Source organism: Arcanobacterium pinnipediorum, from assembly GCF_023973165.1.
GTDB lineage: Bacteria > Actinomycetota > Actinomycetes > Actinomycetales > Actinomycetaceae > Arcanobacterium > Arcanobacterium pinnipediorum.
On the sequence record NZ_CP099547.1, the window covers coordinates 120785 to 142906 of the forward strand.

Annotated in this window: 16 protein-coding genes; 5 read left to right on the forward strand and 11 right to left on the reverse strand. The window is 50.7% G+C overall.

The genetic code is table 11. The features are described from left to right. The first annotated feature begins 102 nt into the window (after positions 1-102). From NG665_RS00510 to NG665_RS00520, 3 genes are read left to right on the forward strand one after another with little or no spacing between them, the layout of a single operon-like run. A complete protein-coding gene (locus NG665_RS00510) occupies positions 103-3252 on the forward strand; it encodes a DUF6531 domain-containing protein (protein ID WP_252673384.1) in 3150 nt (1049 codons plus the stop codon). 14 nt (positions 3253-3266) lie between these two features. After that, the gene (locus NG665_RS00515; RefSeq protein WP_252673385.1) at positions 3267-5678 is read left to right on the forward strand and encodes an RHS repeat-associated core domain-containing protein; all 2412 of its coding nucleotides are present in this window, start codon (positions 3267-3269) and stop codon (positions 5676-5678) included. Further along, the gene (locus NG665_RS00520) at positions 5668-6846 is read left to right on the forward strand and encodes a hypothetical protein (RefSeq protein ID WP_252673386.1); all 1179 of its coding nucleotides are present in this window, start codon (positions 5668-5670) and stop codon (positions 6844-6846) included. Before NG665_RS00515 ends, NG665_RS00520 begins: the two co-directional genes overlap by 11 nt. 660 nt (positions 6847-7506) lie before the next feature. On the opposite strand, the gene NG665_RS00525 is transcribed toward NG665_RS00520, so the two are convergent. The 10 genes from NG665_RS00525 to NG665_RS00570 form a co-directional block, all read right to left on the reverse strand. Further along, positions 7507-8256, reverse strand: coding sequence for a GntR family transcriptional regulator (locus NG665_RS00525; RefSeq protein WP_252673387.1), 750 nt, complete (start codon positions 8254-8256; stop codon positions 7507-7509). A 5-nt stretch (positions 8257-8261) separates the two neighbouring features. Then, the gene (pgm, locus tag NG665_RS00530; RefSeq protein ID WP_252673388.1) at positions 8262-9944 is read right to left on the reverse strand and encodes a phosphoglucomutase (alpha-D-glucose-1,6-bisphosphate-dependent); all 1683 of its coding nucleotides are present in this window, start codon (positions 9942-9944) and stop codon (positions 8262-8264) included. A 33-nt stretch (positions 9945-9977) separates the two neighbouring features. Beyond that, the gene (locus NG665_RS00535; RefSeq protein WP_252673389.1) at positions 9978-12602 is read right to left on the reverse strand and encodes a lysylphosphatidylglycerol synthase transmembrane domain-containing protein; all 2625 of its coding nucleotides are present in this window, start codon (positions 12600-12602) and stop codon (positions 9978-9980) included. Positions 12603-12611: 9 nt separating this feature from the next. After that, entirely contained in the window at positions 12612-14795 is a 2184-nt protein-coding gene (locus tag NG665_RS00540; protein WP_252673390.1) for a heavy metal translocating P-type ATPase, read from the reverse strand. Then, on the reverse strand, positions 14792-15022 hold the full coding sequence (locus tag NG665_RS00545) for a heavy-metal-associated domain-containing protein (protein ID WP_252673391.1): 231 nt from the start codon (positions 15020-15022) through the stop codon (positions 14792-14794). Before NG665_RS00545 ends, NG665_RS00540 begins: the two co-directional genes overlap by 4 nt. A gap of 83 nt (positions 15023-15105) precedes the next feature. After that, a complete protein-coding gene (locus NG665_RS00550; protein WP_252673392.1) occupies positions 15106-16569 on the reverse strand; it encodes a hypothetical protein in 1464 nt (487 codons plus the stop codon). An 83-nt stretch (positions 16570-16652) separates the two neighbouring features. Further along, a complete protein-coding gene (locus tag NG665_RS00555) occupies positions 16653-17318 on the reverse strand; it encodes a DedA family protein (protein WP_252673393.1) in 666 nt (221 codons plus the stop codon). 13 nt (positions 17319-17331) lie between these two features. Next, complete coding sequence (locus NG665_RS00560; protein ID WP_252673394.1) at positions 17332-17736, reverse strand: phage holin family protein; 405 nt, start codon at positions 17734-17736, stop codon at positions 17332-17334. 17 nt (positions 17737-17753) lie between these two features. After that, the gene (locus tag NG665_RS00565; protein ID WP_252673395.1) at positions 17754-18488 is read right to left on the reverse strand and encodes a YwiC-like family protein; all 735 of its coding nucleotides are present in this window, start codon (positions 18486-18488) and stop codon (positions 17754-17756) included. A 58-nt stretch (positions 18489-18546) separates the two neighbouring features. Further along, entirely contained in the window at positions 18547-19443 is an 897-nt protein-coding gene (locus NG665_RS00570; protein WP_252673396.1) for a hypothetical protein, read from the reverse strand. 114 nt (positions 19444-19557) lie between these two features. Here NG665_RS00570 and aroD point away from each other — a divergent pair, with 114 nt between their 5' ends. After that, positions 19558-20310 (forward strand): type I 3-dehydroquinate dehydratase, encoded by a 753-nt coding sequence (aroD, locus tag NG665_RS00575; protein WP_252673397.1) that lies wholly within the window; start codon positions 19558-19560, stop codon positions 20308-20310. A 73-nt stretch (positions 20311-20383) separates the two neighbouring features. On the opposite strand, the gene NG665_RS00580 is transcribed toward aroD, so the two are convergent. Beyond that, on the reverse strand, positions 20384-20887 hold the full coding sequence (locus tag NG665_RS00580; protein ID WP_252673398.1) for a phosphoribosyltransferase: 504 nt from the start codon (positions 20885-20887) through the stop codon (positions 20384-20386). A gap of 264 nt (positions 20888-21151) precedes the next feature. Between NG665_RS00580 and NG665_RS00585 the strand changes: the two genes are divergently transcribed. Continuing rightward, positions 21152-22111, forward strand: a complete 960-nt coding sequence (locus NG665_RS00585) for a metal ABC transporter substrate-binding protein (protein WP_252673399.1) — start codon at positions 21152-21154, stop codon at positions 22109-22111. Positions 22112-22122: the final 11 nt, after the last annotated feature.

Consider the following 22122-nt stretch of genomic DNA (forward strand, 5'->3'; position numbering starts at 1 on the left):
CGGGTTTTTGGATTGTCTGGTCAAGGCTTAAGTCGTGTTACTCTTTTTCCGTAGTGACCCTTTAGTGTCATTGCTGTTATTGGAAAGTAAACGAGGAAACTCATGGTGAACTTTGGCGATTATGAAAACCCGGTTCGGTTTAGTAATGCTGCGGCTGATGATTTTAGTGATTTGTTGCGCAGGGCTGCAGGGAAAATTTCTGATTTCGAGTCGGTGCGTGTGGGTGCCGAAAGTTTAGCGTCAGATAGTTTTTCTGGTTATTTTTCTACTGTTTTTGCTCGTAATATGCGGGTTTGTTCCTATGACGGACAGGCTTTACAAGAAGCGTTAACGAGGCTTGCTAGCCAGGTTGAATATGTGAAAGAGCAAGCCGGCGAAGAAAATCGGCGTAGGCAGTTAGTTCGTGAGTATTTCGCTCGGCATGATGATTGGTGGGAAAAAGGGTGGGATTGGTTGGTTGGTCAAGAAGAACCGCCGCACTTGCCACCGGCTGATCCGCCGGCAGTGTCTGTTACTGCGAGTGTAACTAATAATCGGGAACAGGAGCTTGAAAAAGGGCCAGCCGGTGGAGTTTCTAGTGCTATTCCAGAAAATTTGATGGGTGCTTCGAACAATATAAGAGATGCTGGTACGAATCTTATTTCTGGTTCTCGTTTGGCAGATTGCTATGAGATTTTTACAAGTCAATGTCAGTATGGTTCGATTCAGGTTAATGATGTTTTTAAACAGTTGGATAGGTGGAATAGCCTAAATGAGAATGATGTGAACTGGTTGCGTGTGGTTGGGGATGCTTTTGCGTTGGCTGGTTCTGGTAGTGGAGTTACAAGCCTGTCCGATCAAGCGATTGCGCAAGTCCTGGCATCACGTGGAGTTGATTGTGTGCGCGAAGATCTAGATATTTCTTCACCGACTCTGGCTGGTATTGATACCAAGACTGGTTATATTGAGGATCCGGTCAATAGTGCGACTGGTAATTTTGTGGAGCCTGAGTTGGATTTGAGCTTTGTTGGTTCAGCTGCAGGTTTGGGTTTGTCTCGGTTGTATAACTCGGTGGGCTCGTTGAACGGGTATGGAGGAGTATTTGGTCCAGGGTGGTCTAGCGTATTGGATCAGTGTTTGGAACTGGACGGTGACGGATGTGTTGGTTGGCTAATGGCTGACGGGCGTTTAGTGCCTTTTGGGGTGGTGGAGGATAGTCCGGTTCGGGCTGTGCGTGATAGCTTCTGGGTGTGCCGTACCGGTATAGATAGGGTTCGCAATGGTTGGTTGATGGATCGGATTGCGAACATCGTTGGTGTGGATGCGATTGTGTGGCTGGTATCTGATAATGCTGGCGGGCAATGGTACTTTACTGAGACTGGTATGTGGCTGGGTGAGTCTCGAGGTGCGGGTAGTGGCTTATTCGTGGATCGTGATGATGCCGGATTTGTTGTTGGAATCTTGAGTGAACGTGGCCGGTTCATGGAGGTTTCATATACCTCTGAGGGCCTGGTTGAGCGGGTAGGTAGTGATGATGGGCGTGAGGTTTGTTATGTTTACGATGCTCAGTCTCGACTAGTTCGGGTCGATGGTCTTTCTGGTTCGCGTGAGTATGTTTGGGATGGTTTGTTGATTACGCGGGTGGTGGATGCTGCTGGCGTGGTTGAGTGCGTGAACGTTTACGATAACAAGGGGCGGGTGACTAGCCAGATCACAGAGTTTGAGCGGCGGGTTAAGTATGTCTATTTGCCGGGCAATATCACCGTCGTTAGCGACGGCGATGGGGGTCGGGCGAATACGTGGATAGCGAATGCTTATGGCCATACGGTGGGTGTGATTGATAGTGATGATCAGCGTCAATCGATGTCTTATGACCGGTGGGGTAACCTTGTGATGGTTCGGGACCGGAACGGCAATCAACGGGTGCGTTTGTATGATGAGCGTTCCCGTCTTGTGCGTGAGGTGTTGCCGTCTAAAGCGCACGTTTCTTATAAATGGGACGAGTTTGATCGCATCGTAGAAGTTTCCAGTAGTTCTGGAGGGGCAGTTAGCTACGAGTATGCTGACGATACGTGTTTGAATCCGTGCCGGATTGTTGATCCACTCGGCGGGGTTAGTGAGCTTGTCTGGCGTGATGGCTTGTTGGATTCGGTGGTTGATCCGCAAGGTGTGTGGCTCGGGTTCGATTATGATGCTCACGGTGATTTGATCTCAGTAGTTAACGGTCAGGGAGCTGTTGCGGCCATGGAACGCGATGCGGTAGGTCATGTGGTTAAGACGATTAGCCCATTGGGTTTTGTTACTGAGTTTTCCTACTCCCCTGCGGGACTTCTTGAAAAAATCGTCGATGCGGAAGGCGGAGTGTGGACCTATCACTACGATAAGGCCGGTCGGTTGGTGAAGAATACTGATCCAACCGGGGTAGTGCAGTCTTTTGAGTATGGGCCGCATGGCAAGCTAGTTAAAGCTGTTGACGGGTTAGGTCGGGCCACGGTTCAAGAGTTTGATGATTTGGGCAATGTGCAAGCCATCAAGCTTCCTGATGGGGCTGAGTATGCTTTTACGTATGATGGGCTTTCGCGGCTGAAGTCTTTCACAGACCCCTCTGGTAGTAGCTGGACTTATCAGTGGGATAAGTTGGGAAATTTTGCGGGTGTGGTTGATCCAGAAGGAGTTAAGGCTACAGTTACCGGTAGTTCTATTACGGGTCGGATGGCTAGCTGTGATAGTTCGGGTAAGACTGATGTGGTTGTGGAGTTTGACGAGTTTGCGCGTCCGGTCAAGACCGTTGATGTGTCTGGGGATGCGGAGATTGTCACTTATAACCAGGCTGGTCAGCCAGTAGAGTTTCTTGATGCTGATGGTGGTTTAACTATCCTGACTCGTGATCTTGCCGGCCGAGTGGTTTCCCATACCTCGGCGCAGGGGTTGAATACTAGTTACACGTATGATGCGTGCGGCAGGCTAGCCACTGTTCTTGCTCCAAATGGGGGAATGTATCGGTGTGAGTATGACGCGGATTCTCGTTTGACCAAAGTGATTAACCCGGTAGGGGATGAATCGAGCTATGTTTACGATAAAGTGGGCAGACTCGTAAAAGCTGTTGTGCCAGGCCAAGGCGTTATAGAGCGTAAATATGATAAAGCCGGGCGGTTGATTTTCACGCGCGATAGTCTCGGCGGTCCGCGCTGGTTTACATACGATAAGGCAGGGCAACTTGTTAAGGCTATTAACGGGTTGGCGGGGCTAGCCGGTATGAGTACGATGCTGTAGGCAGGCTTGTTCGAATGATTAATCCTGCTGGTGGAACGCATGTTTATACTTATGACCAGGCAGGTAATCTGATCCAGGTAGTAGACCCGTTAGGTAACACTACTAGAGCTGAGTATGATAAAGCTGGCCGAGTTCACGCTATGGTGGATGCTCAGGGCACTAGTTTTACTTATGCTTATGATGCTAACGGGCGCTTGAGTGAGGCCTACGCTAATGGGCGGCTGTTATCCAAAGTAGAAACTGATAAACTCAGTCGCACTATCACGTTATTTGATTACACTAACGCCGAAAGTGCTGATCCGCTCACCCATACGCTTGTCTTTACCAGGCTAGGACAGTTAGCTAGTAAAACCACGTCTGGTAACGACGGCGGTAGGCGTAAAGCTGAGTGGTTTTACAATAAGGATGGTCAGCGTGTTAAGTATGTGAGCGAGGCAGGGGTTGAGACGCGTTATGACTACGATGTTAGTGGGCAGTTAGCTAGTATTGAGCATCCCCTGCTGGGTCAGGCATTCTTCTCATACGATAAAGCCGGGAATCTTACACGTATCAAGACCGGTGATAGTTCGCACGAGTGGGTGTGGGATAATGGTTTCATTGCTCAGCATGCCACTGAAAAACCTGGTGAGGCTAAGGATGTTACTCTGATTGGCCGTGATGCTTTCGGGCGAGTGGCAAACGTGAAAACTGTCTCGGAAGTCATTGAGTATTCCTATGATGAGGCCAACCAGTTAACGAGCATGCGAACTAGTAGTGGGCAATCGCGCCAATGGGCCTATGATCAAAGCGGACGTTTAACTTCTAGCACCTATCATGTTGGTGGTGAAGCAGTTAGCGAGTTTTTCACATATAACCAAGCCTCGCAGCTAACCTACACCACTACTACTGTTGGTAGCAATGATGGGGTTGGTGCGGTAGAGACTGTTTACACTTATAACAAGATTGGGCAAAGAACCAGTCAAGAAAACTCGCTGGGGCAGTCCACTACCTACACGTGGGGTTTAAACGGCTTTCTGGAAAGTGTTAGTTTCACTGGTCCGGATATGCTAGCCGATACTAAACGTTTAAGAGTGGATGCGCTTGGATACCTTACTGGCATTAATGACACCAGTATTGAGTGGGATTATGCTAGCGCGATGCCAGCGGTAACGGGTATTGGTCTAGATCCGGTTTTTAGTCTGCCTGGAGGCCAATACCTCACTCCGGATAGTACCTCTTTGAAAAGTCAATATCAGGAAGTCCATGGTTGGCGGCCGAATGCTTCTACTAGCGTGTTAAATCCTTACAGTTTTACCGGAGCCAGTCCGGAGTATCTTACGGGGGTGTTGCCAGACGGGGTGAGTCTTGCTGGGGCTAGTTTGCGTATTAATGGGCTTGATTGGATGGGGGCGAGGATCTACGACTCGGCTACCGTGAGCTTTCTTTCTCAAGATCCATTATCTGCTCCGGCCGGTGTTATGTGGGAAACTAGCCCTTATAATTATGCTTCTAATAATCCGCTTAACCTATCTGATCCTTATGGTCTCAAACCCGTAACCGATCAACAAATGCAGGCCTACTCAACAACGATTGACCAGAGGAGCTTTTTCACTCGCGCGAAAGAGAACTTTTGGAGTTGGAACACTCTAGCTGGTCTTGGGTTGATGGTTGCAGGTGGGGTAATAATGTTCACAGGTGTTGGCGGGCCAGCTGGCGCAGCACTGTTTGGTGCTGGTGTTGATGCTACCTTCCAACAACTCAATGGTGGAACCGTAGATTGGATTAGTGTTGGAATTACTACGTTGGTTGGTACAGGGGTTGGGGCAGGAATGAAGTTGCTACTGGGGCGGTTAGCGCTGTCAGGTTTGTCAAAAGTTGTTGCCGATGGAATGGAAAAAACATTCCAGTATCTGGGTGAAAATGGCCGGAAATTGTTACAAAAGCCTATTGCGTATGGTTCTAAGTTCTTGAAAGAGAGCGCTGAAGATGTGGTTAGCACGGTTGTTGAGAAGCCTATAAAAGATGCGTTTGGTATACAGACGGGTTCTTTTGGTGAAGAGGTTAAGGGTGCCTTGTTTTCACCCACTGCGTTGATCACGCGTTCAGGTGTGGTGGGAATTGAGACTAGAGGAATGAACCGGTATGGGCCTTTGTATGGACTTTCACCGTACTCTTTTAATAACGCTGTGGAAGATAAGATTGAAGATTTTGTAAGGAAACCTAATTTCGGCTATGACCCGCGTACCTCTACGCTTGCTCCAGATAGTATCTATGCTCTGGGTGAGGATTACCTTCATACTGGTTCAGTAAAGTCTGTGAATGTTGATAAATGGGAAAAGGGGAGAGAGATTGTAACTTTCTCTTATCAGGCTTCGCCCGATTCTCCAGTGATTAGTAGAGATGTTAGGAATATCGATTTTCCGTTTGGGGTGTTTCATGGTCAGTGAGTTTGGGTTGGAGATTGTGTGTGTTGAGCGGGTGATGGTTGAGTGTGCTCGGTTGCAGTATCGGGCGGTTCATCCGGTGTTGGGGCAGTGGTGGTTTGCTCGGTTGGGTGCTGGCCGGTTGGATTTTGATGAGGTGAAGGTTCAAAGTCTTTTTGATGAGGTGTTGGAGGCTTTGCGGGCGGGGGATAGGTTTAGGGCTCGGAAGAATTTGCGGTATGTGAGGATTTTCTTGTCTGATGCGGTTTTTTCTGAGGTTGATCCACGTTCGTATGTTGATATGTTGATTTATGCGTTGGGCCTTGATGATGAGGTTTTACGGCGTAGGTGTTTGTCTGCGTTGTGGTTTGAGATGGTTCATGATTGGCGTGGTAAGCGTGACATGAGAGTTCCTTCGGTGCCGGATTTGTCGAAGTTTATGTTGGTTGAGTGGGTTTTAACGTTGGTTTTGTTGGTTATTGGGGTGGTTGTTCCTACGTGGCAGGCCGAGAGCTGGTTTAAGGTGGTTCCGGCTGTGACGTTTGCTTTGTTGTGTTTGTATTATGCGACGTTGGTGAGGTTACCTAACGCTGCCTGGAATGTGGTGATGTTTTGGGTTGGGTTTGGTGTGACTTTGCCGATTGCGTTGGCATTACGTGATTATGTGTCCCCCTGGATTATCTGGTCGTGGAGTGGGGGTGCATTGGTCGGTTTTTTGATTGGTAATCATCGTGGGTATCAGTTTGTGCAGCGGACTGTGGCTAAGTATGGTCCGTTTGCGTGTTTGTGGGCGCGGGTGATTGGCAGGAATCGGTATGAGATTGTGATGGTGGGGATAGATGGCCGGGTGTTTTGGCATCATGTGATTAGTGGTTGGCATCGGCATTTTGATCCGCTTTTGGGTGCGAATCTGTCTGTCTCGTTTCGTAGTGCGGTGCTTCATCGTGGGGCGGTGGGGGCTCCTTTTGGTGGTTGGTATCAGTGTTATCCGGCTTTGGTTTCTACGAGGATGGTGGGGTTGCGGCGTTGGAATCCGACTGATTGGGATGATGCGAGGAAGAAGACTGCTGGTTTGACTCCGGAGTTGATTGACCAATTTTTTAGTAATCCTGCTTCTGTTTTAGCTCCACCGGTAGCAGTTTTTCCTAGTGATACGCCGAGCACGATCGATACGTTCTGCTTCAAATGGTGATATTCACGTTTTTAAGGGCGCTATCATCGCGGGGGCTTCTGCAACTGTTATCTCGGATGTTACAAGTCAATGAGTGGAGAAGCCCTGGTGAAGAAGCCTAAGAGAACTCCGCGTTCTTGTCCGTTGGGCTGTTTTGTGATGTGGTTGCGGGGTCTTCTAGGAGATCGGTTGCTTTGGTCCTCCATGGTTGCCGTGCGGGGATCTCGTGACCATAAATTGTTGCGTAGATTTCTTCGCCGTCGAAAATGATGAGGCTATTTCAGTAGTGTTTTCGTTATAGGAGAGTCTATTTCGAGGTAGTCGAAAACAATGTCACGTCCCCCAATAGTTGCTACCGGAACAAGAACCATAATTTCGATCGCGTGACGAACAAGAATGACCTGATTCGTATTCAAGCCGAGGCTAGGCGTCGTCGACGCACAGATTATGACGTTTAAGTGAGGTGACTGGTGAAGCCACTCCATTATCTACCACAGTCTCAGCTATCGTACGACAGCCGAGTTTGAGAATGAAGACGGGTAATAAAAAGAATTATCAGTAAGGACAGACAATAGGGTAATCACCTAGGCAGTGAAATCGAGCCATTTTCAGCATGAAAACTCCAACCGATAACTAGCTCAGATTTTCGCATTTTTAAGAAACGATAATCAAATTCAGATCTTACTCCCCTTGTGCGAAGACCGTTGATTCGTAACGATACAGATCTCCACGATAAGTGTGGATTCCCCATTCAACAATATCGCCGGTATCGTCGAACGCGGTACGGTTGATCGTGAGCACTGGCTGGCGCAACGGGATAGTAAGGAGCTTAGCTTGGCGCCGAGTAGGGCGCTCGGCGCCAACTGATTGAGTCGTTGAAGCGATCGTTGTGCCAGATTTACGGATCAGCTCATATAATCCGTATTGTTCTAGGTCAGCAAAACTTGGGGCAATATCGGCGCGCATCCAGTTATATAACAACGCGATGGGAACCCCATCACGATAGCGCAGCCGTTCGAGTTCCAACACCGGTGAGCCGGGTAAACAATCGAGCTGGTGTGCCATTTTTGAATTAGCGGCAACCACGTTGTACGCCAAAATCTGGGTGGTAGGATGCTGGCCTTGCACCCGCAATTCTTCATTCAGCGAGGTGAGTTTGAGAAGCCGATGGCGCGGCTTAGGCGCCACAATCGTACCTTTACCGCGCTGACGGATCAGCAAACCCTGCTCTACCAACGTTTGCATAGCGCGCCGCACGGAAGGGCGCGAAACCTGCAGGCGACGCGCCATCGAAATCTCGTTCTCGATCACTGTACCCGCACTCAACTGCCCATCGACGATAGCGCGTTCGATCGGTTCCGAAATCTGCATATGCAACGGAATATCAGAGGTGCGGTTAAGCTCGATCCGAGGCTGATATTGACGCAACATGGCAGCTATGCGCCGAGCGCTGCGCTAACCACAGCCTTCGCTTCTTCTTGAACGCGCGCCAGGTGCTCATCGCCGCGGAAAGATTCGGCATAGATCTTGTAAACGTCCTCGGTTCCTGACGGGCGCGCCGCAAACCACGCGTTTTCCGTGGTGACTTTCAGTCCGCCAATCTTTTCCCCGTTTCCAGGTGCCTCAACCAACCGCGCAGTGATCGCCTCACCAGCCAGCTCGGTCGCAGTCACATCGCTTGGAGCCAGCGCAGCCAACTTGGCTTTCTCAGCCTTCGTAGCCGCTGCATCGATACGAGCATACGACGAGGCACCAAACTCAGCCACTAATTCACGATGCAACTCAGACGGGCTCTTACCCGTCACCGCGGTGATCTCGGCCGCCAACAGATCCATAATCAGACCATCCTTATCGGTGGTCCACACAGTCCCGTTCTTGCGTAAGAAGGACGCGCCAGCAGATTCCTCACCACCGAAGCCGATTTCGCCAGAGATCAGCCCGGGCACAAACCATTTGAAACCGACCGGCACTTCCACTAGCTTTCGTCCGATACTGCCCACTACGCGATCGATTAACGACGACGACACAAGAGTCTTACCAACGCCAGCGCCAGCTGGCCACTGGGGACGATGGGTAAACAAATAGTTGATAGCAACAGCCAAATAGTGGTTCGGGTTCATCAACCCGGCATCAGGGGTAACGATTCCATGCCGATCCGAATCGGCGTCGTTGCCGGTAGCAATATCGAACGGCGAACGACCAGAAGCGTCTGGCTTCATGCGTTCAAGCAGGGAAGCCATCGCATAGGGCGAAGAGCAATCCATCCGAATCTTGCCATCCCAATCAAGAGTCATAAACGGCCACGCCGGATCAACAACCGGATTAACAACGGTTAAATCGAGACCGTAACGCTCAGCTATCGCACCCCAATATTCGGCAGACGCCCCACCCATCGGGTCGGCACCGATGCGCACGCCAGCATTGCGGATAGCGTCCAGATCAATGATTGTGTGCAGATCATCAACGTAGGCAGAAAGGTAATCATGCCCGCGCGTGGTTTCGGCTTTAACCGCGACCTCGTAAGAAACTCGGGGCACATTGCGCCAACCTTCGCGCAAAATCTCGTTCGCTCGGGCAGCGATTGCCGAGGTAGCGTCAGAACCGGCCGGGCCACCGTGGGGCGGGTTGTACTTAAAACCGCCGTCGCGAGGTGGATTGTGGGAAGGGGTGACGACGATGCCGTCAGCCAAACCTGGGCCAGAGGTGCGTACGCCCTCGAACGTATCTGCCCCGTTCGCCGTCAAAATTGCCAGCGACACTGCCGGAGTGGGAGTCCAGGAATGGCGGGCGTCAATGCGTACCTCGACGTCGTTGGCAGCCAAAACTTCTAATGCGGTACGTTCGGCTGGTTCGGAGAGCGCATGCGTATCGCGACCAATATACAGCGGGCCGTCAATCTCATGTGCGCGGCGGTATTCAACAATAGCTTGCGTGGTTGCCACGATATGTGCTTCGTTGAAAGCACCATCGAAAGCTGAACCACGGTGACCAGAGGTACCAAACACAACCTGCTGGGCAGGGTTGTCCGGATCTGGTTCGATATCGTAGTAGGCGCTGATGAGAGCATCGACGTCGATCAGATCGGATGGTTGGGCCAGAGTTCCTGCGCGTTCATTCATAACTTCAGTCTACTAAACATTGCCGAATTTCGGTTAAATGTAATTACGCTTAGTGGCGATTCGTAACGCGATCCAACCCAGTGGCACCCGCCCCCAGAAAGTGAATAACCGATAGAGTACCGCGGTTGATAATGCTACCGAATACGGAATTCCGGCCAACACTAAACCACCGGTTAGCGCTGCTTCAACCGGACCGATACCACCCGGAGAAGGAACTAGCGAACCTACCGAGTTAGAAATGAGGTAAGTTACCGCCAATGTCACCAACGGTAACTGGTAGTCGAACGCCCCCAACGCAAAGCCGAAACAGGAAATAAAGGCAATCGTCATAATCAGTGAGCCGAATAATCCCAACAGCAAGCGTTGCGGATGAGTGCCCAGCCACACTAGCCGCGGCCAGATCTGTTCCACAGTGGGTTGGATCTTACGCAAAATCCACTGGCGTAGCGGTTTGATAAGGAAAACTGCGCCAATACCGGCCACACCGATACCAATACCGATCATGACTGAGTCTGATGGCATGGATAGCGAACCTAGTTCGCCGGTGACCAGCGTTAAAACCGCCAGAGATAAAATCGTCGTCACAAACTGTGCAACTTGAACCACGGTCACGGTAGCAACAGCGGCCGCGGTAGCCACATTCTTTTTTTGTAAGAATCGCAGATTTAGAGCAGCTGGCCCAATACCGGCCGGTGCCACCAAGGTCACCAGCGAAGCCGCGATTTGGATAATGATTGATTGACCGAGTGGAACATGCTCGCGAGTATATGCTTTCAACGTGATGGCGGCACCCAGATAGGTTATCAATCCCGCACAGAAAGATAGCACCATCCACATCGGGTTAGCAGATTTGATTGCCATTGCCAGATCGTGGAAATTAACCGAGGCAGCCAACAGATATACGGCGATAACACCAATTGACACTGTGATAATCGTTTTTGGTGAAAAACGCTTGATCTCAACTGATTCCATCGAACCCATGTCTGGTAAACGCTCTTCGAGCTCCTGGCGAATCTTTTGGAAATCTTTCGCTTTAGGGAAATCTTCGCGAGTGCGCGCTGGCATAATCGTTTTTTGGAGCAACGGAGCAAGTGACATGATCCGTTCAAAAGGAATCGCACGCGAGAGGGAATCTACGGCTCGATCTATTCCTACAACGCCAGAAAGCATGGCTAAAGTTTGGGCGAGATCAACGAGGCGAACTGTTTCGCCGGCAGTTATTGAACCATTTTGCCATTGGGTAATTTCTAGCCCCTGCTCGCCGTAGCGAATAGATCCAGCATGAATATCGCCGTGAGATAATCCGCGCAAATGAGCGTGTTGTATCGTTTGCCAAAACGAATCTAATTGATCGTCGGTGATGGTTTCGCCGGCAACATCGTCGAGTAGAACGGACTGCGAGGTTCGATAAACCAGGCACGCTGAGGAATCTGCGTAGGCACTGCCAACAAAAAGTGGCTGAGAAATATCGGCATCTTGAGCGCACAGTTGCATCAAAACGTGGTGCTCGGCGGCATCACGAAGCGTTCGCGCACCTTCCCGATAGGCGATTTTGAAACGCAGTTGACGCCATAGATTAGCCAAAATACTAACAATTATTTGATCTTCGTCAAGAACATGGACGTAGAATGACTCGTTATGAACATCGCGCACCACATACATGCGCGACACAGATTTTGGCCGAAATGCTGGAAATGTTGCGCGCATGCGCGCCGATAAATCAGCTGCATTAACGCCAGCTAAGGGTGAGATAGTTGAGACGCGGTCGGTAATTTCTTGTGCATCGCCTACGTGGTCGTCGTTACTGGAGTTATCCCACATGCGTGCAAGTCGCTGTAAGGCTCCGGCATCACTGTAGCCAATCGGGCTGCGCGCCTGAACCTGCCAGGACTGTACGTTATTCGTGACGTCTTCGTCGTAGCGAATAATCTCGACCGGATCAATCCCCGAGCGCCGGATAAGATCGACCAAAGATGTGCCAGTTAAACGCCGAGGTAACGTCCCAAGCGCAAAGCGGGCGCACAGCGCAACAGCGATTCCTAAGAAGATGGTGGCAACGGCGTTGGGAAGTGTGTAGGTGCCTTGAAGAGTTGCTAGTAGAGTAACTGCGATTGTCAAAATCCAGCCCCAGCGCACCAGACGTGAACTGCGGTATGTTCCCACAACGATGAGTAATGCGCTGATAACTGCAAGATAGGCAACGGGTTGCGTAAACATCTTTAAGGGGCTTACTGGCGAAATCCATCCATCGCTGACCGCGTATTCGATAAGGAATCGTGAGGTTTGTACGAGTGCGATAGTGACTAGGGAAGCTAGTAGTGCACTAGCCAAGGCACGCCATCGCCTGCGAATCAACAAATCTGCGATCAAGGCGATCGGTAGGAAGAATGAGACTAAACCCTGCAAGGTGTTGATGGGAAGGAAGAAAATTTGTTCCAGCAGGCTCGATGTTGCTGCGCGCACGTCACTTGTGACGGCAAGAACTGTTAGACGTGCATATAGGGCTAGAAATACCACCCCGGCGATAACGCCACCAGCGAGCAATGCCCCAACGAGATCTGCTGGTTGGCGGATCCAGCGTTGCGGCGCATCAACAAGAAGCACCTGACGAGGAGGGGCATGTGTGGTGTCGGTGAGCGAATCTGGTTGGGTGTTCACCGTTCCATCTTAACGGGCATTGCGTAAGCGTAGCGAGTTGGCAACAACGATAACTGACGAGCTTGCCATTGCGATAGCAGCTAGTCCGGGGGCGATAATTCCGAAAACTGCCAGTGGAATGGCGATCAGGTTGTATCCGAATGCCCACGCGAGATTTTCTTTAATGATACGCAAGGTTTTTTGGCCGATACGTAGCATTTTCGGGATTGCGTTGATCCGCGATTCAACGATGGTCACATCAGCGCTTGCTTGCGCCACATCGGTGCCGCTTCCCATCGCAATAGAAAGATCAGCTGCAGCTAGTGCGGCAGCGTCGTTGATCCCATCGCCGACCATAGCAACTTTTTTCCCTGCTTTATGGAGCTCGGTGATAAGCGCATATTTATCTTCAGGCAAGACGTTGGCGTGAACTGTGGTGATACCTAACGTGGCAGCGATATCGGTGGCACTGGCGAGGTTGTCGCCGGTAACCATCATCGGTTCGATACCCTGATCGCGCAACCACGTCAAAGTCTGAATCGCATCGGTTCGGATCGTATCACGCAAGACGACGTAGCCATAAAATTCGTTTCGGCTTGCGCAGGCGACGATTGTTCCAGGCTCGTCGAGTTCTGGAACCGGTGCCTGGTTTTCACGTAGCCACGCCAAGCTTCCGGCGAATATTTGTTCGTTGTTCCAGCGGGCGCTTAATCCGCGGCCGGCTGCTTCGCGCACATCGGTAACGGTGATGGGTTCGATTCCGCGCACTTGAGCGCTGGCGAGAAGTGCGCGCGCCAGCGGGTGGTTGGAGTGGGTTTCGATTCCGGCAAGCACGGCTAGGGTGTTAATCGAAGAGTGATTAACGACGTCGGTCATCTTAAGTTCTCCGGTGGTCAGGGTGCCGGTTTTATCTAGCGCGATCGCATCTAGTGAGTGCGCATTTTCTAAGGCTTCAGGGCCCGAGATAAGGATACCGAATTGAGATAGGCGGCCCGAACCTACCAACAGTGCAGTTGGGGTTGCAAGGCCTAATGCGCATGGGCAGGCTACCACGAGCACAGTGATGGCAGATGAGAGCGCCATATCCAGGGAATTGTCGAAAAGCAGGATGCGGGCGATTAGGGTAATGAGTGCGATGAGAAGAACACCGGGGACGAATACGGCCGCGATTTGATCGGCGAGTCGTTGGATGGGTGCTTTTCCTACTTGGGCTTGTTCGAGAAGTTTACCCATCTGGGCAAGGGTGGTATCGGAGCCAACGCGAGTGGCGCGAATACGCAACGAACCGTTGGTTACTAGGGTAGCGCCGATAACGCGATCGCCTTCGGTTGCATCAATGGGGGTTGATTCGCCGGTGATGAGCGAGGCATCGACGGCGCTAGAGCCAGAAACGACGATGCCATCGGTTGGAATCTTTTGACCGGCGTGAACCACGAATACGTCATCGACTTCGAGGTTGGCGGCCGGGATTGTCTCGTTGGTAGGGGTGCCGTCGGCGCGTTGAACCAGGTGGGCTGAGGGCGCACCGGTTGATAGCAGGAGGCGCAAGGCGTCACCAGCGTGACGCCGGGAACGTGATTCTAGCCATCGTCCCAACAGTAAGAAGGTGACGATCATGGCGGCAGATTCGACGTAAATATGGGTGTGTCCGTGGGCGTCAAGGCTTAGTAGCCCACTCATTGACATGGTGTAGCCTAAGTGCCCGGCCCCGCCAAATAGAAGCGCCCACAGTGACCATGCCATAGAGGCGATGACGCCTAACGATACGAGGGTGTCCATGGTTGATGCACCGTGACGGCCAGCGGAGAATGCTGCCTTGTGGAAGGGCCAGCCGCCCCAGAATGCCACGGGGATGCCTAGCGCGCTCACTAGCCATTGCCAGCCGGTAAATTGGAAGGCAGGAATCATGGACAGTGCAATAATGGGAACGCTCAAGATTACGGACACGATGAATCGACGTCGAAAATCGTTACTGCGGGCCTCAGACTCGGTGGTGTCGAGGGTGTCATCTTTAGCAACGGTTGCGCCATAGCCAGCCTTTTCGACGACGGCGATAAGATCTGCGTTAGTTAATTCTGCAGGGAATTCGACGTGGGCGCGTTCGGTAGCTAAATTAACGACGGCGCTTACGCCTGGAACTTTGTTGAGTTTCTTTTCCACACGTGCCGAGCACGACGCGCAGGTCATGCCCGTAATCTTGAGATCGACGTTCACTTTACGTTAATGCTTTCCACGGTGTAGTCTCCGGCTTCGCTAACTGCTTCGCGAATATCTTCATCGGAAAGCGGAGAGTTCGAATCGAAGGTGACGATTGAGGTTTGACCAGCGTGGAGGTCAACATTGATGTTTGATACCCCGGCTAGTGCGCTAAGTTCGTCGGTGACGTGTTGGGCGCAGTGGCCACAGGTCATGCCAGAAATTTCGAGAGTTGTTTGAGACATTGGAAGTCCTTTCATTTTTAACTATTTCGCCCCGCTACTAATCATGGCATAAGTAGCGGGGCGAAGGAAGATCCCAGTTTTGGTTATTTGGAAACAGCGACCATATTCGTCGTTAAATCGCTGTAAGTTCGCTCATGGCTGGCAGTGCCCAAACCGAAGGAACTACCGGAGTGGGTATCTGAGGAAACCTTGGCGGCAAGCCATTGTGGAACTGGATGCCCGCTGGCTTTAACGAGTGCCAACTCGCGTGCCCACTGGGTATCGGGTACCAGATCGGCATAGGGAGGTTCGGCTTTAGCGTTGAGTGAAACTGAGCCTTGGCCATCTTTCTTCGCTTGCATAACGATTGCGAAGAAAGGTGCTTGCCCTGATTTCGTACGCAGTTTTTTGAGTTGGCGCAGGTAATGGACAATCGCAGTTGGAATAACTTTCAACTGTGCGCCTTGACCGTTGGCGAGCAGGGCAGTGGCTTCATAGGCCACGTGATCACCAATGATTTGTGCCTGGAGTGATAGTTCAGTCCAGCTTGGTGGTGTTGTTTGCCCAAGAAGATTAAACGCCTCTTGAACTACAGTGTTTTGATCGTCTATCTGCAAGGCTTCGGTGCGTTGCGTGGTGATCGCTGGTCGTTCACTGACTGACCAAGATACAGGACTTGCCTCGTGTTTATTTTGATTTTCCAGATTTTCCGGCAACGCGAGCGCAGTATAGGTTCCGCCAGCCCAACGCTGGAAATTCACTGTAGAGCAGTAAGGCGCATCGGGAATCAGGGAGGCAATTTGGAACATGAGCGGATGTTCCTCGGTTGAAACGGCACGCAAAATCCGTACCGGAATACCAGAAAGTTGAGCAGTGATTAACGGGGTATAGATTGAAAACGACTCGTCGTAGGCGATGCGTTTTGCCCACAGTTGATTTTCTAGCTGTTCGAAACCGGATTCATTTTCGGGCTCAAAGGGGCACACCAGCGTTACTGCAACCGGTTGATCGTTTTCGAGTTCCACATCGCAGGGCACATCTCCCCAGTCTCGTTTGACTGCAGCGCCAGCAAACGGCGAAGGAACTGTGGCCACAAACTCTCCCGTTTGACTATTTTCCCAGCCAAAAGTTATGCCATGGTAAACACCGCGAAGCACTGGTTCTGTTTCGCCAGGAATAAAGCTCCATAATCTCGAACCAGTGGTGATACGTGTGGGTTCAACTAAGATGAGCTCGGTTGTGACTCCGCCTCCGGTTACGATTCCCGAACCGTCGAACGGAGCGTGTTCAATGACCCCGCCGCGAAATGCTTGCCGATGCAGGGGACCAACTGCAGGGCGGGTCTGGGTAAACGCATCTGCCGGCAGATGAAGCACATGGAGTGGGCCATCATCGGTAAATGGCGATCCAGGATAGCGTAGCTGGAGAATATCGAGCAGTGCGCTGATATCTGTAATCTCAGCGACTTTTGCTGCATCAACTGCAAAACCTGCGATCAGATCGTAGCCATGATCTAGGTAGGAAGAAAGCTGACTATCTGAGACAGCCATTAAATAGGTGACGGACACGTACTATCCCTTCGTTGGACTCTCATAACAACGATACCGGGATACGTGCTACTTGGGTAGTTAGGGCAAAGATAACGGTAGGATTAGCGCTTTTTGCTGGCGCGAATCCGGATCACGGCCCATACGATCAATGCGATCACAATGATCACAGCCATGATTTTCGATCCTAGCCCAACATAGTTTTCAACTAGGGCCCAGTTATCTCCAAGAAGGTAGCCGGCAGATATCAAAGCTGTATTCCATATCAACGATCCGGCAGTGGTCAATACGATAAACAGAGCAATATTCATTTTAACAATGCCTGCGGGCAGTGAAATCAATGAACGAAAGATCGGTAACATACGACCAAAAAACACGGTTGGCTTATCGTATTTTTCAAAAAAGTTTTCGGTTTTATCGACGTCGGACTCCCGGGTTAACGGTAGCCACAACAAAAGTGCGCGGGAACGTTCGCGCCCAAAAAGATAGGCGATGCCGTAGAGGATTAACGCTCCAAGTAACGAGCCGAGCGTTGACCAGATCAAGGCGCCCGCAAAACTCAAAGTCCCCCCTTGCGATGCGGTGAAACCGGCTAGCGGTAGCACAACTTCAGAAGGTATAGGAGGGAAGACGTTTTCAATCGCGATAATCAATGCTAGTCCGAACCCGCCGAGCGTATTCATTAGCTCAACGGTCCAAGCTGCGATCCCAGAAAGATCTTGCGAATCGACTGCTTGTGCGGCAAAGGTTATCAATGGAGAAGTCAGCATAGGCTTAAGTATCTCACCTACGTTTTGCCGGGAGGATAATTTCGATAGCGGTGTTCACCACTGAGATCACGATGCCTCCAACGATAGCCCATGTAAATGTATCAACCGAGATGCCAATTCCGACTTGATGAGAAATCCAACTGGTCAGCATCAGCATTCCAGCATTGACGATGACGAAGAATAATCCGAGAGTCAAAATGTAGAACGGTAGCGAAAAGAGCTTAACGATTGGGCGTACAAAAGAATTAACGAACGATAAGATCAGTCCGCCCACAAGCAAAGCGATGATCATGCGTAGCTGCGGATCGAGATTGGATTGAGTCTCGATACTAGGTTCAAGCAAGGCAAAGCCGTTAAAGAGCAACGTTGTTACCCACAGGGCAAGTGCGTTGGATAAGATACGAACAAGAAATTTCATGGGCTTAGCTTAGCAGGTTAGTGCGATAGCAGCAGTGTGGCTGTCACACCGGCAGAAAAAACGATCTCTGCAATCCCAAGGATTTTAGCGCTCAGCCAGCCACGGCGTGCTCCCCACGTTGGTACTGCGATAGCTCGCGCCAACAGTATCGCCCATACTCCAGTGTGCCAATAAGAAACGTGGGTGCTTGGCACTGTTAGGAAACCAGATGAATCCAGTCCAGCAACTATCAACCATCCCCCATGCCATAGGACTGAAGTGATGAGCCAGGACATGTTCCCACGTTGGCGAATATTGGTTTTTATGTAGAACACTGTGCCCATGAAATAACCGAACACATATCCGGTTGTGATCCAAGCATCCGCCCACGAAAAGGATTGGGCAGACAAACTTCCTAAATGTGCGCTGACCATGAGCATCAGCGATGCGGCGCTCACCGTCACGGTATCGTTTAGCAGTGAACGATCCTTTCGTAACCACGATTGCCAAAAAGTGATGGCGATAAGTGGGAGAAATACAGGGATCCAGATGAGCAAGGCTGGAGCATACCAGGCTAGAATCAAGCCCAAAATTATGCAGGGCAAACTATAAACAATAACCGGGGTACGATAGCGGGCCTTGGCGCGGCTACGCAGCCATAAACCTATGGCAAAGAACTCAAAATATCCAATCCACCATAGCGGAATTAAAACCAGATGTAGCCAGGACCATCCCGATAACGCAATCCCTAACAAGGGTGGGATGATAACCATAGCCCACGCGCCGTGATAGTTCGGAATCCAGCGCGTTCGTCGTCGAGAAACCATGGCGCTAGAACTGGTTAGCGTTCTGGCGGCTCAGTTCGAAACCGTGGCCGGTAAATTCTGACCAGCAGGTAATGCCACTCGAAGCTACCGTGCAGGCGTAGCCATTACTCGCCAGTGTTGTTCCGTAGGGGTATTGGGTTTCGCCAACGATTGCCGATAGACAGCCTCGCTTTGGTTGGTCCATCGATGGGTCGATCCGGAATGTGACCGGTTTGCCGGTGCAGGTATCGGGCGCACTCCAAGTATAGTTATTGATAGTGCACGAAGCGCCGTCAGATTCGATTGAACAGTGAATATTCTCCAAGCCGGTAGTAAATCTTCCGGTGGGGATTTCGGCATTATCTGGTGCTGGGCGCACCCGCGTTATCCATGCTGCGTCCGTAACAAGGGCATTGATTTGTGGTGGTGCTTGTGGATCAACGAGCGCATGCTGGACGGAGAGCAAGTGCGATTTCTTCGAGTCACATCGTTTGTCAAGGAGGGCTAGTGCGTCAGTGACTATTTTCTGGGAATCAGCATTCCATTGACCCTGGGAGTCAGCTGCTAACACAAAGTCAAAAAACGCTACCGCATCGGTCATCGGATCGGCACAAGACGATGTGGAAGCAGCCTGGCGCAACAACGTCCCGTCCAAGAGTTGTTGGCGTTGAGGATCAGCAGAAGGCTGCGTGTTTTGCTCGGGCTGGGTTGATTGTTGCGGATTGGCTAGTTCTTCTTGATTCGTTTGAGAGCTAGGCGCTTCAACAATATTGCGGCCTTGGTTGATGAAGAAGACAAAGAAGATAATGATGCCAACAACAAAGAGGACGACGAGGCTGGCAATGAAAAAGTACAGTGGACCTCGCGACTGTGGCGAGCTCGGGGCATCAGATGAGTCAAACTGGTTGAGGTCGATCGACATGTGGTCCTTAGTTTGAGTGCGTACGAATTTATCTTCACCCGTTACTCTACCCGATATAACGACCCTGCGGTATCGTTGGTTTCATCAGCATATTCGAGAGTTGGAGGAGTGAGAATGATTTTTTCGCCGGGTACTCGAACTGTAATTGTGCCGTTATTGGGAACGACGTTGGCGATGCTGGTTGAAGAAGCTCAAGAAGCTCAGCGCGCCGGAGCCGATATTATTGAGTGGCGTGTAGACATGCTCTTCGGGGAGCATCCGAATTTCTCTTTCTCCCAGCTCGGCTCAGAAATTATTCCGCAGCTTGTCCAAGCAACCCAAATACCGCTCATGCTAACTATTCGGACCGCCAGCCAAGGTGGTGCAGTTAAAGTCAGCGAGGGGCGTTACCGGTTGTTATTAGCTGAAATGCTCGATACGTTATTGCAATTGCGTGTTCCCGGGGATCGCATCGTCGTCGATATCGAGTATTGGCATCGGGCAGCTCCAGATTTGGCTCGCCGTGCCCAAGAGCTGGGTTATACGGTTGTTATTTCAGATCACAACTGGCTCTCAACCCCAGAGGCAGACATTTTACGGATCATGTATGACGACATGCTGGCAATTCCCGGGGTGGTCGCTAAACTCGCTGTTACCGCACACAATTCTGACGACGTCGATCGCCTGCTCGACGTCACTCGTGAGGTCACGGAAGAAACTCAGCGAATGGTTATTGCGGTGGCAATGAGTGAACAAGGGCGCCGGTCTCGGTTTGAAGGCTGGAACTATGGTTCGGTGGCTACCTTTGCTGCATGTTCGCGGCCCTCGGCTCCGGGCCAGCCACATATTTCTGAGATTTTGGCTGTCCGAGATGCTCCTGAAGCGTAAAATGCGTGGGGCAGTTCAGTTCATGAACTGCCCCACGCATTTAAGGATTTGTGACGCGAAAAGATCAGATCACTTAATTTTGCGGCGTTACCGGCGGCTGTGAGGACCACGGGAAAACGATCCATTTATCGGTAGCCTTCCAGAAATAATCAGGGGTGATTACCGAACGTGGTTTGTCATAGACAACTGCTGATCGCACATCAGCGCCGAGATCGGCAAGCATATCGACCGCCATTTTCAAGGTGCGGCCAGAATCGGCAACATCATCAACGATAAGGAGTTTCTTGCCTTTAATAGACTCCATATCTAACAGTGGTTCGAGAAGGATCGGATCAGGTAACGTCTTTTCAACATCGGTATAGAATTCGATGTTCATTGCATCCGAAAGCTTGACTCCGAGGGCGTAGCTCAATGCACCGGCGGGTAAAAGTCCACCGCGAGCAATAGCGATAATTACTTCAGGCTCAAATCCTGAATCTGCGATTGTTTGAGCCAGTTCGCGCATTGCATCGCCAAACTCGGCCCAATGGAGAACTTCTTTTCCGGATGTATCTGTGGTATCTGCATGGTAAGCCATGACATGAGTTTAGCGCTTTTGAGACATTTGTATGTAATGGATTCATATAGTGAGAGCAGTTACCTCATTTTATGAAACGTTCTAAGTTCTCGAGCTGCTATTGCAGGAACAGATTTTCATAACGCGTGTGTTGTATAAAACATATCGCAGTGAATTGTTGAATAAGGGTACCCTAAATAGATAGTCTCGTCTCTGAGAGAGTTGGCTGTCGCATACTGTCCTTTCTCATGCAAGTATTCACTTTCTTCTGATGAAAGAGTATTTATGAAGGCCTTTTCTGCTATTAAGCTAGGTTTTACGACACTTATTGCGGGTGCATTGCTGTTGTCAGGTTGTTCATCATCAACCGATGAAGCTAAATCAACTGACAATGCAGGTGCTGACAAGCAGCTTACTGTATTCGCAACCACCGGTTACCTCGCTGACGCTGTCGCTAACATTGCACCAGACGCCGAGGTAATCACCATGGTTGGCCCAGGCGGCGATCCACACACCTACCAACCTACAACGAAAGATATCGAAGCACTGCAAAATGCTGATGTTGTGCTCTGGAATGGTCTACACCTCGAAGCTCAGATGCTCGACAAGCTCGAATCACTCGGCGATAAGCAGGTTGCTGTTGGCGATGCTCTCGATGAGAAGTATCTGTTGCCATGGCCAGAAACTGACGAAGATGGCAATGAACTCCACGATCCACACATCTGGAATAGCCCAGAGGCTTGGTCTGAAGCAGTTCAAGTTGCAACCGATAAGATAGCTGAGATCGATCCAGATAACGCTCAGACCTACCAAGACAACGCCAAGAAGTACCGCGAAGAGATCAAGAAGACTGTTGCGGAGGCAAAAGCTCTCCTCGATAAGGTTGCCCCACCGCGCATCTTGATTTCTGGTCACGATGCATTTAACTACTTCGGTCAGACCTTCGATCTTGAAGTTCACGCAACCGATTTCGTCTCTTCAGAAGCAAAGCTCTCCACTCAGGAAATCTCTGACCTCGCTAAACTCATTGCAGACAACAAAGTTCCAGCAATTTTCTTGGACAACCTTGCAAATCCACAAGCTATTAAGGCTTTGGAAGAAGCAGTTAAGGCGAACGGATGGGAAGTAAAGATTTCCGATGATGAACTCTTTGCTGATTCCCTGGGCGCTGAGAAGGGTGTTGATACCTACCTCGGTTCCTTGATGCATAACGCCGAAGCTGTCTCGAAGGCTTTAGGCAAGTGACATCCACGCAA